The 11407-nt window shown below is 53.0% G+C and carries 6 protein-coding genes; 3 read left to right on the forward strand and 3 right to left on the reverse strand.

Annotated features, from left to right (window positions below; translation table 11 throughout):
• The first annotated feature begins 30 nt into the window (after nt 1-30).
• The 3 genes from KF749_14980 to KF749_14990 all read left to right on the forward strand — a co-directional run bounded on the left by KF749_14980 (nt 31) and on the right by KF749_14990 (nt 6784).
• Nucleotides 31-3750, forward strand: a complete 3720-nt coding sequence (locus KF749_14980) for a hypothetical protein (protein ID MBX2992454.1) — start codon at nt 31-33, stop codon at nt 3748-3750.
• Between the two features lie 8 nt (nt 3751-3758).
• Nucleotides 3759-4793 carry a PorV/PorQ family protein gene (locus KF749_14985; protein MBX2992455.1) on the forward strand — a complete coding sequence of 345 codons (1035 nt, stop codon included), beginning with the start codon at nt 3759-3761 and terminating at the stop codon, nt 4791-4793.
• 116 nt (nt 4794-4909) lie between these two features.
• A complete protein-coding gene (locus KF749_14990; protein ID MBX2992456.1) occupies nt 4910-6784 on the forward strand; it encodes a T9SS type A sorting domain-containing protein in 1875 nt (624 codons plus the stop codon).
• A 54-nt stretch (nt 6785-6838) separates the two neighbouring features.
• On the opposite strand, the gene KF749_14995 is transcribed toward KF749_14990, so the two are convergent.
• The 3 genes from KF749_14995 to KF749_15005 all read right to left on the reverse strand — a co-directional run.
• Nucleotides 6839-8881, reverse strand: a complete 2043-nt coding sequence (locus KF749_14995; protein ID MBX2992457.1) for a tetratricopeptide repeat protein — start codon at nt 8879-8881, stop codon at nt 6839-6841.
• A 1-nt stretch (nt 8882) separates the two neighbouring features.
• On the reverse strand, nt 8883-10907 hold the full coding sequence (locus tag KF749_15000; protein ID MBX2992458.1) for a tetratricopeptide repeat protein: 2025 nt from the start codon (nt 10905-10907) through the stop codon (nt 8883-8885).
• A gap of 69 nt (nt 10908-10976) precedes the next feature.
• The coding region (locus KF749_15005) for a hypothetical protein (GenBank protein ID MBX2992459.1) at nt 10977-11407 on the reverse strand (431 nt) is incomplete at its 5' end.

Consider the following 11407-nt stretch of genomic DNA (forward strand, 5'->3'; position numbering starts at 1 on the left):
ATGACACGAATGAAACAAGGAGATGTTTCGATGAACCTAATGAAGCGTCTGCTGCCGTTGGCTGCGCTGATAATGGCCATCAGTGTTGCGGATGTGCAGGCCCAGCATGTGCCGAGTCGGGAGCGCGTTGATCCGACATTGCGGCGCAGGACGGAAATTGACGGGAACAATCTGAGAACAAGCGTTTTCAATTTCTGCTTCTCCGGTCGTACCGGCGCCGGTCAGGGAGTTCCGTACGAGTGGCCAAAGAATACCGGGCGTCACTATGTCGCGCTGGTAGCGTTGTTTGTCGGCGGCGAGGTAGTGGATGATACCGGCAGAACAGTCCGCATTGTTGACCTTCCCGCGTTTCGCACAAACCAGGCAACAGGAGGCGACTGGAATATGAATCCCGTCGCGGGGTATTTTAATGTCGCAACCGGGAAGCTCGCAAAGAGCGATGAGCCTGCAACGTGGCCTGCGTTCTGGCCCGACAAGATGTCCGACCCTCAAGACCCGGGTTGGAGCGGAAAGTGGAACGGATTTTTCGGCAAGGATCAATTCAATGCCGATCAGGAAATCTACGCCCGTATCGGCGACGACAACTACAACCGCTACCGTTACACGCCGGATACTACTGATCTCACACGACGCGGATTGGGACTGATCATTGATTATCGTGCGTTGCAGTGGTCGCAGGCTTCCGTTGCGGACGGCGTGTTCTTCATTCATGAAATCAAGAATGACGGAACAAAGGATCTCAAGAAAACAGGTGTAACACTCTGGCTTGCCGATTTCGTCGGCGGCGACGGCGATTCGCAGGACGACACTCCCGGCTTCGACCTGATACTCGACGTGGCTTTCTCCCTTGATGCGGACGGCATCAGTTCAAACCCCGCGTTCGCGAACGCATGTGTCGGCGCTGCGGCGACTCTGTACCTCGAAACTCCCGGCAACGCGGTTGATCGTATTGACAACGACGGCGACAGCCCCGAGTATGGAGACGGGCCGAGAGTACTTCCTTCACTCTTTGAAGCAAGAATACCGGGAACCACGGTGGAAATCTCGGGAGATCAAATAGACAACAATCATAACGGCTTGATCGACGAGGATTCCACCTACATTCCGTTTGGTCAGCAGCGCGGTGTCGGTTTTGCGGATGGTATTGACAACAATGATAACGGAGAGTTACTCAGTCCGGTTGTCACCCAAACGATGATCAACCAGGCGGCGACTGATGCTTGGGGACGCTGGCCTCCGAATCCGGAAAACGATCTCGCATTCTGGCCCGGCAATGATGTCAATTTCCGACAGGAGTCCATTCATCTTATTCAAGTCGGGCCGGAGGATCTCGGCAAGAGGTTCAAGGACAATATCGATAACGACGGCAATTCATACGGCGATTTGCCCGTGGTGACCCAGCAGATGATCGACATTGCGGCAACTGATCCTTACAAGCGATATCGAGTGCCCGGCACCAATGTTATTCTCTACGACCTCGGTCCCGAAGATCTCGGGAAGAAGTACATCAACCGGGATGGCTTGCGCGATGCCGGCGTTGACGAACTCATTGACGAGATGATCGACGAGAGTCGGAATGACGGTATCGATAACGATGGAGACTGGAATCCATTTACTGATGATGTCGGTCTCGACGGCGCGCCGAATACCGGTGACTTCGGAGAGGGTGATGGCATACCCACATCGGGTGTTGGAACGCCGTTCCCCGGCGAACCGAACATCGACAAGACTGACGTTTCCGAGGCCGATCAAATCGGATTGACGAACGTCCAGTATCTCGCAGCCGGCGCCATCAACTTCAGCCAGACAGCCGACATCTTCTTCTGGGCGGAATTCATGATCCCCGGTTCATTTGTGAATCCGGAATTGATCGGGACGGGCGAGTACGATCTGTTTGTGTCATCGGGTCTCTTTCCGCTGAACGCCGGACAGATTGAGCGCATTTCTTTTGCGGTGGTTATGGGCAATGCTGTCCGTTGTCCGGGTAATGCGGACTTCACAGGCGCCAAGGCGGATGCTCTCCGCAAGCGCACGTTTGCGCAACTTGCCTACAACGAGGACTACCAATTCGCACAAGCGCCCCTTGAGCCGACCGTGACCGCCGTCGCGACGACAAATGAACGCGGACGCCCCCAAGTAACATTGTACTGGGATGAAGTTGCGGAAAGCTCGGTCGATAGGTTTCTGGCGGGGATCCCGGGCGTCAACGGCCAGGATTTCGAAGGGTACAGGATTTATCGTGCAACGGATCCCGCGTTTCAAGACGCCCAGAAAATCACCGACGCATACGGCAATCCCGCCCCGTGGCTGAAACCTATTGCGCAGTTCGACCTTGATAACGGAATTCGGGGAGATTCCGCGGCAGTTCCTTTCAACGGCGTTGCATTCTATATGGGAGATGATACGGGGATTCAGCACACATGGACGGACACCACCGTGCAGGCCGGACAACTCTACTACTATGCCGTGCGGGCGTACGACCAAGGGTATCGTCCATTGAACATCTCACCGGCGGAAAGCAATCTTCGCCTGAGCATCGATCCGATTACCGGAAAAGTAAAGGACTTCGGCAAGTCCATTGCCATCATAACGGCGGAGGCTCCCGTTGCAGGTTATATGCCTCCCAATGTGAGTGCCATTATACCCGTAGCCGGAACTGCGACGGGTTCAATAGGGTATCGCATCGTTGATCCTTCGAGGGTTCGTGACAATGCAACGTATCGCATCACATTTGAAGATACAGTGCATATCGGGCGATCGGGCGACCCTGACACGCTGCGAACGAAGTTCTACACTCTTGCGAACGCTACAAACACATCACTTCTTGACACACTCATTGCAAGTCGTCGCCCCACACCGACCGGACTGGATTTGCCGGTCGTTGATGGCGTGCAGCTTGTATTGAACAACGACAGGCGGTTCGGAATGGATACAAGCCGTTCCCGTTACAGTCGAAATAATATGTGGAAGGTGGAGATGCAGGGATGGCGCGAGGGATTTGTCATCGGGAAGCAATATCCTAACGACTACAAGATCATCTTCGGGCCGGTCGGCATTGATACGTCCACGACGTATGATCTGGACGGTCAGGGATTCATTGTGCCTGCTGCGCCGGTGAATTTCACAGTGCGGAACCCTACTACCAATGCGAAGGTTAAGTTCGCATTCTTCGAGAAGGATCCTGCCGGCGGCCCCGGAATCTATTCGGGTCAACTCGATCCCTTCTTCCGGGATAATCTCATCATCCTCGAACCGGATGCGGCAAATAACCTTCTCATCTCTTGGGCGATTGTACCGGATTACGACACGGTACATACTCTCTACACGACCGGCGACACGATCTCGCTGGTAACGTTCAAGAGCTTTGGCAGGAATGATGTGTTCGAATATACAACCAGAGCCCAACGTGTCGATAAGCAGCTTGCGGCTAACAGTCTGGACAAGATCAAGGTTGTTCCGAATCCGTACGTGGCGGCAGCAAACTGGGAACCGCGCAATCCGTTCCCCACGGGTCGGGGGCCGCGTTCTATTCATTTCACACACCTTCCGCAACAATGCACGATTCGCATCTACAATATCAGCGGCGAGCTGGTGGCAACAATCGATCATGACAGTCCCTTGCTCAACGGAACGGCGGAATGGAACCTTCTATCCCGTGACCAGTTGCAGGTTTCCTACGGTGTGTACATCTACCACGTGGAAGCACCCGGCGTCGGGCAGAAGGTCGGCAAATTTGCTGTCATCAAGTAGGAAGGGCAATGAACATGAAAACAATGAACAGATACAGTGTACGTGTTATTCTCCTTGCAGTGTCAATTGCCTCTTCCGGTATTTCGCAACCTGTGACCAAGGTCGGTACCACGGCCGCAAAATTCCTCAGCATCCCGGTGGGTTCACGCGCCATCGGCATGGGCGGGGCGTTCACCGGAATAGCGAATGATGCTTCTGCAATGTATTGGAACCCCGGCGGGATTGCGCGCATTTACCAAACGGAGGCGGTGTTCTACCATTCGGACTGGATAGCCGATATTAAGTTCAATTACGGCGGTGTGGTGATTCCGGTCGGAAGTCTGGGAACAGTGGGTCTTAGCTTCACATCGGTTTCGATGGATGATATGGAGCGAACTACGGAGCTGCAGCCCGAGGGCACAAGCCAGTTTTTCAGCGCCGGGAGCTTTGCGGTTGCGGCCTCCTATGCAAAGAATCTGACGGATTGGTTCTCCATCGGCGGAACCGTGAAATACGTGAACGAACATATCTGGAATTCCAGCGCTACCGGTTTTGCGGTGGATATCGGTACGCTGTTCTCCACACCATTCCCGGGCCTTACATTCGGAGCAGGAATTTCCAATTTCGGGACGAAGATGAACATGACGGGAGACGACTTGTTGGTTCCTGTCGGTGTTTCGAACAACAGCGGCTCGAATCAGAACATCAATGCACGACTCGCCACCGACGATTTCGATTTGCCGCTGACACTCCGGATCGGCCTGGCGTACCAGCCGCTGAACGACGAGGATCAGCAACTCACGTTTGCGGTGGATGCGTATCATCCCAACGATAATTCCGAAAGCATCAATATCGGCGGGGAGTATATCGTGTTCGAGCGGATTGTTGCTCTCCGGGCGGGGTACAAGGGGTTGGGGTTGAAAGGATCTGAAGAAGAACTCACGTTGGGCGCCGGCCTGAACTATGAGATCACACCGGGGCTCAGACTCAAGTTCGACTATGCGTTCCAGAAATTCGGCAGGCTGAGCAACGTGAACAACTTTGCCGTAAGCGTCGTTTTCTAATTCCAACATCAATCCATATACAAGGAGGAGGCAGATTTCATATTCGTTGATGCAATTTTCGAATCACCACGTACCAATTCACAATTTCACAACTACAACAACCAAAGGAGGTCAATATGTACAAAGCATGGTCAATTGCCTTGCTGCTGTTTGCGTTCCTGCTGACCGTCGGTAATGTGGCAGAAGCGCAGAACAATGTTACCTTCAATGTGCGCATGTCGATCAAGATGCTGGAAGGATCGTTCCTCCCCGGCAGCGGCGACATTGTGCGCGTTGCGGGGAGTTTCAACGATTGGGGCAACTCGCTCGATACGTTGCGTGATATCGGCACGGTTGACAGTATCTACGAGAAGACCGTCAGTTTGCCTGCAGGCCAGATCCAATACAAGTACCTCAAGACATTACGGGGAGGATTGGATTGGGAAGGCGGCGACAACCGGACGCATGACGTTGTTGCTGGAAACCAAACCGTATCCCTTGCCTGGTTTGACCACGACTCGATCTACACACCTCCCGCAAACGCCAATGTCACGTTTCGTGTCAACATGCGGGTGAAGATGCTTGAGGGTACATTCCGCCCTGATAGCGGTGATATCGTAAGGGTAGCCGGCAGTTTCAACGACTGGGGTAACTCGCTCGATACATTGAGAGACGCGATACCGACCGACAGTATCTACCAAAAAACAGTTTCGCTTACCGTAGGCCAGAACGTTCAATACAAATTCCTCAAAACCCCGAATCGCGGCGGCTTGGATTGGGAAGGCGGCGACAATAGAACGTACACCGTGGAAGCCGGAGATCAAACGCTTCCGGTTGTCTGGTTTGACTACGATTCCGTGGTGAGCGTGCCTGTCAGCGGAAACGTCACGTACCGTGTCGATATGCGCGCATTGCAGCAAATCGGCTGGTTTGTTCCGCCCGGTGATACTGTGCAGGCTCGCGGCGGTTTCAACAGTTGGGGAGGTACGGCTATGTCCTTGAGTGCGCTGACCGGATTGTACCAGCTCACGCTTCCTTACAATGGCTTCTCCGGCGAGCAATCGGACTACAAATTCTTCCTGCAACTCAACCCTGCAACGGCGGAAACACGCTTTCCCGGATTCAGCACGAACAACGATGGTGTGCAGTATGACCATCCGTACACTCGCGGAGATGGAAATCGCAGACTTACGTTTCCTCAAGTAGGCGGCAACTTCAATACGGATCCGTTCTACTTCAGCGACATCCACCGGTTCGGTACGATGAACAATACGACGGATACCTGCCGGGTAACGATCAGCGTGAATATGGGTCCGGCCACTCGCTACATCGACCCGTTCATTCTTGGGACTGACACGCTGTACCTTCAGTGGCAGGATCAGGCTTGGGTCTTTAATCAAGTAGGAAACCAGGGCGGTGCCCCGTTCCCGTTGCGACGCCTCATGACACGCAACGGTCCGACCGACAGCATCTACTCGACTACATTCAAAGTCCAGGGCAGAACGTATTACGGCATGATGTACAACTATGAGTATGTACATGCCGGCGGCGGTTCGGTTTCCGAGGGTGGCGGGCTTGGAACTCAGAATCCATACCGTTCTCGCTTCATCCAGCCGACAGCGGCGAATACATTCCCCGCTACCTATTCGGCTCCGGTAGATCAATGGCAGAAAGCGGCTCCGCTTCCCGCGGAAGTGCCGCCGTACGGGATAACCAACGTTCGTGAGGACAACGCGCCGGGAATTCCGGTTGTCTATACGTTGAACCAGAACTATCCGAACCCGTTCAATCCTTCAACACGCATCAAATACTCGATTCCCGAGAATGCGAAGGTAACGCTCCGTGTATACAACCTGCTCGGCCAGCAAGTGGCAGAGTTGGTAAACCAGGAGCAAACGAGAGGGAACTACGTTGCGCTGTTCGAAGGCCAGAGTCTCGCATCGGGTGTCTACTTCTACCGTCTCGAGACCAAGAATTTCACAGAAACGAAGAAGATGGTTCTGATGAAATAAGCTGTGGGAGGAAGATAAGTTGTACGAAAGGGATGGACTCCGGTTCATCCCTTTTTATTTTCCGGCCTGCGGTGATGACGTGATCTGTTCGATTTGTTGAAGTAGGTCGCGTGCGTCTTCGTTCCTCGGATTGATTGCCAATGCTCTCTGTATTTCTTGTTTCGCGTCAACGAACCTTCCTAACTTTGCGTATGCAACACCAAACAAGTACCTCGCTGCCGAAGCAGCATCGGCCGGGAGCTTGTCGGTAAACTCCCGGTCAGCGTTGAATACAGCTTGAAACTCCTCCAAGGCGTCTTGGGGCCGCTCGTCCTCAAGATATGTCAATCCGAGTTTGATATGAGCGTAAGGGTTATCTTCGACAGCAATACATGCCTTATATACTTCGACTGACTCCTTGCGCTTTCCCTCCATCCGGTAGTAGTCGGCGATACGGAGAAGAGGATTGTAGGAAAAGGGGATTACCCTTGCAACGGCGTTGCATTCCCTCCGCGCAAAATCGTACTGACCGATGCCGGCGTAATACTCGGCGAGCTGATATCTCGCATCGGACCAGGGGATTCTGTTTTGGACGTACTGTAGAGCGAACTCCTCGACGCGGTTTCGTGGAACAAAATTGAAATCCGTTGTGCCCGCCTGAAAAGGCCAACGTCGTTTGAGGAACTCCACTTTCAGCGCGCCGACAATACTGTCGAACTCCGATACCGTCGAGAGTTCCATCAGTTCTCTGTCGCTTGGCTCGTTCCCTTCCGACCACTCCTGTGGCGTTGCAAGAAGTCCACGACTTCTTACCGTCTCGAACATCGTCTTTGCCATCAGAAAATAGCCCTCGATGTTCGGATGCAGATGTTCCAGAATCAGCTCCCCGCCGATGATTCCGCCGGGGGAACGGGCTGCAAACGCGGAATCAGCGCGGGCAACGGGGACATTGTTTTCCGCGCATGTGGTTCGGAGTAGGTGCTGGAATTCCTCGGTTGCTCTGAATCGCAATGCATCTTTGTCCTTTGCTTCTATCAGGGCGGCGAGAGATTCCCTGTATTTATGAGAGGTGAAGAGAGCCTTCCCGAGTTTGTAGTATGCTTCGGCGTTCATGGTATCGAGTTCAGTTGCTTCGCGATACTTCACTGCCGCATCTGCCGGAAGTGTCGCTTCATCCCCCTCACGGATAAGTCGCTTCCACGCGGCGTGATGTTCCCGGGAGGAGTCTTCGTTGAACACCGACACAAACGGGGGATGATCTTTGAGATTGCTCACCAATGTCGTGAAGACAATCGGGACGTTCTTCTTTTTCGCGACATTAATGATTCGCCTGATGTTATCCCGATAGATTTCCTTCGCTTCATGATAGGTCGAAGATCCGAGCGGGATGGTTTTGGTTGCCGCCATTTGCTGCATCATTGTTCCCACGGGTGTGCCTTGTTCCGACGAGAACAATCGGAATACCCACGCATAGCAATCCCTGAGAAGAAGGAACGACTTGAACTTGAGCAGAGTCAGGGTCAAACGCGTCAACAGCGGGCCTCCGGCAACAGCCACCGTCGATCCTACGCCGTACGCGCCGTAGAATTCATTGTGGCCGACGTACAATACAAAGAGGTCGGGTTCGTACCGGGCAAGTTCATCAATAAAATCAAGAACCACGTAGCTGCCGACGGCGGAGAGGCCGACATTGACGACTTCGATATTGTATTGTGGAAGTGCTGCTCTGAGGCGGTCACGCAGGAATCCCGGGGAAGTTGCGTGAAATTCATACGGAAACCCCGCCATTGTCGATTCGCCAAGACAGAAGACACGTTTGGTATTCGGCTGCTTCTTGATCTCAAACGTATCATCCGCTGGTTCGGGAACCGTTGTTCCGGTTTGCGCGAAATAACGATTTGCCACAGACCGGTTGATAGAGTAGAATTCATTCTTTCCAACCTGCCGCCTGACAACAAGGTCAAGGTCGCCGCCATATTCAAAGAGGCGAAGTGTGACTTCGAGCGTGCCGAAGAAGAGGAGAGGCAAAAGAAGAAGTACTGCCGAGAAGAGAATCTTTCGGGAGGAAGGCAGTTCAGCAGAGGAGCGCGGGTCACGTTGTTTCCGACGTTTTTCCAAATCAGGTACCCTTCGCGGTAAGGAGATCGAGCAATTCACGTGCGGGGGTAAAACCCGGACTTGCTTGAACGGCTTCCCGAAGCTGCTCCAACGCTTTTGCGCGCTGTTGTGCGCGCAAGTGTGTTGCCGCAAGAAGATACAGAGCCTCGGCCTTCTGATCGGGGTTTGATGAGATGCCCACGGCGTTCTGCAAAAATGGTATTGCTACCTCCGGTTCGAGAGCGAGAATGCCCAATGTCTTGTACGCAAACCACGTCTTCTCGACATGCAACGAACGCAGCAATACCGACGCGGCTTCCTGGTTTTGTTGCTGCTTGAGGTACGCTTTGGCCAAGAACAGGTAGGGCGATACATTCAGCGGCAACAATTTCATCAGCGTACGGTATTCACGGATTTCGTTCTCAATATCGCCGCGTCGTTCGTGGTATTGCGCTGCCCTGACGTGAGCTTGCTCCCAAGTCAAGTTTCCTTTTGTCCATTCATGAACGATCAAGCCCAAAGTGTCGGTGTGTGCCGGAGGCGGGACAGGCTTGTCAACGTCAGTGAATGGCCATGACGACGTAAGAACTTGTATTCTACGTTGCGCGGCAAGACGGTCAAGCTCTGTTACGGTTCGACCCTCCCACAACAACTCGTCCGGCGTGGCCGCCCTCCGGTTCCATTCCTCTTGAGTTGCCATGATTTTATGCCAATGCATCATCCACTGATACTCTTTGGCAATCAGGAAATTGCCGAATTCTGTCGGGTGAAGGTGTTCGAGCAACAGTGTCTTTCCGATGAGAGAATCCTCGGCGTTGGCGCGAAACTTCCTCTCTATATCAACAAAGAACATTGTGCTCTCGTCGGCAACTTCACGCATGATTGTATTCAAATCCGTGCTTGCTCTGAATCGCAGCAGATCAAGGTCACGCGCCTTGGTGTATTCCCGTAGCGCGTCGGGCTTCTGGCCTGATGAATCGAGACTCTGAGCAAGCAGAAAGCGCGCATCGGCACGAAGTGAGTCATACGTTGTTGCTTCCACGAAGTTCGTGACAGCGGATGAGAAATTCCCATTTCGAAGGTCGTTGAGTCCGCTTTTGTATACATCATCGAACATCCGCTTCCGGTCTGGTGTAAGGTGGCCGGAAGGTTCAGATACGAATGGCGGCTGGTCACGCAAGTTCGATACCTGCGAGCCGACTAAGACGGGAACGCTATGCTTTCGGCAGAGCTCTCTCAGGTCGACAAGGTTTTGCCGGTAGATGGCGTGAGCCTGCCAATATTCTTCGTTTCCATAAGCGACGTATTGTCCTTTCGCAAGCTGCTCCATCATAGTCCCTCCGGTCTGCTGCGGTGGGGTGTCTTTCCTAAATAACGAGCCTGCCGTGAAGTAAGCATCGCGCATTACGAGGAATATCTTGAGATGAACAGCTTTGAGATACAGCCGGGTCAACCAGCGGGTTGAACCAAGAGTTTCGTTTGACGAGATGCCGAGAGCGCCGTAAAACTCGTTGTGGCCATCATAGACTATCAAGAGATCGGGTTTGTAGGGGAAGATATCCTCGGCAATGTCGAGAACGGTGAAACTATTCGTTGCAGTCATCCCGAGGTTAATTACCTCAATATGACGTTCGGGGAACTTTGCGTGCAGACGATCCCGAAGGTGCGCGGAGAAAGCCCCGCCGAATTGATAGGGGAATCCTGCTGTGGTTGAGCCTCCAAGACAGAAGATCCGGTACGTTGTGTCCGGCTTGCTTGCCAAAAAATAGTCAGGCGCCGTGCTGGGATTGAAGGTGATTGAGGAAAAATATCTCGAAGCAACTTGAGGGTTGACGATGCAATACTCCGTTCCGTTGTGAGTTTCCTTGTTAAATAGACTCAGGTTCGGTCCATAACCGAAGACCCGGAGGGAGCCTTCCGCAACGGCCAACAGAATTACCGGAGTGAGAAGCGTAAGGATGGCAAACGCCCGCTTCTTGCTTGATGGGAGAGTAGCGTGTTCCGGCTCGTTTCGGTTGGTTGCGTTGGAGGGACGTTTCTTTTTCATTGCGTGTAAAATATGGATTCTCTCAACCGAAATCCATCGGCAACCGTATGCGGATTACGATAGCGCTCGTTAACGGTGATGCTCGAGTTGAGCGAGCAATGCCACTGCCGGTTGAAAATCCGGAATCAAGTTGAGTACCGACCTCAGTTCGTTTCGGGCCCGTTGAATGTCGTTCGATTTGAACAAAGCTGTCGCGAGCATGTGGCCACTCTCGACGCGATCTGCTGTTGTGGAACTGAGGTTGATGGCTTTTTCAGAATGGTGAATAGACTGTCCGAATTGCCCCTCCTTAAGGTAAATGTCCCCCAGCATCTTGTGTGCTGAAAGAGTCGGTTCGAGATCGAGCGACATCAAAAGAACGGTGGTAGCTTCGTATGCGTGATCCTGTTGAAGTGCGAGTCGCGCCAAACTGAGATACGGTTGTACATCCAGCAGCGGCAGTTGATTGATGATTGTCCGGTATTCTCGTCGTGCTTTCTCCCATTCTTTTCTGTTCAGAT

Source organism: Bacteroidota bacterium (genome assembly GCA_019637975.1).
Taxonomy (GTDB): domain Bacteria; phylum Bacteroidota; class Ignavibacteria; order UBA10030; family UBA6906; genus CAADGV01.

Coding starts and splice junctions, on each gene's coding strand:
- KF749_14980 (MBX2992454.1), top strand. CDS start 31: ATGAACCTAATGAAGCGTCTGCTGCCGTTGGCTGCGCTGATAATGGCC.
- KF749_14990 (MBX2992456.1), top strand. CDS start 4,910: ATGTACAAAGCATGGTCAATTGCCTTGCTGCTGTTTGCGTTCCTGCTG.
- KF749_14985 (MBX2992455.1), top strand. CDS start 3,759: ATGAACATGAAAACAATGAACAGATACAGTGTACGTGTTATTCTCCTT.
- KF749_15000 (MBX2992458.1), bottom strand. CDS start 10,907: ATGAAAAAGAAACGTCCCTCCAACGCAACCAACCGAAACGAGCCGGAA.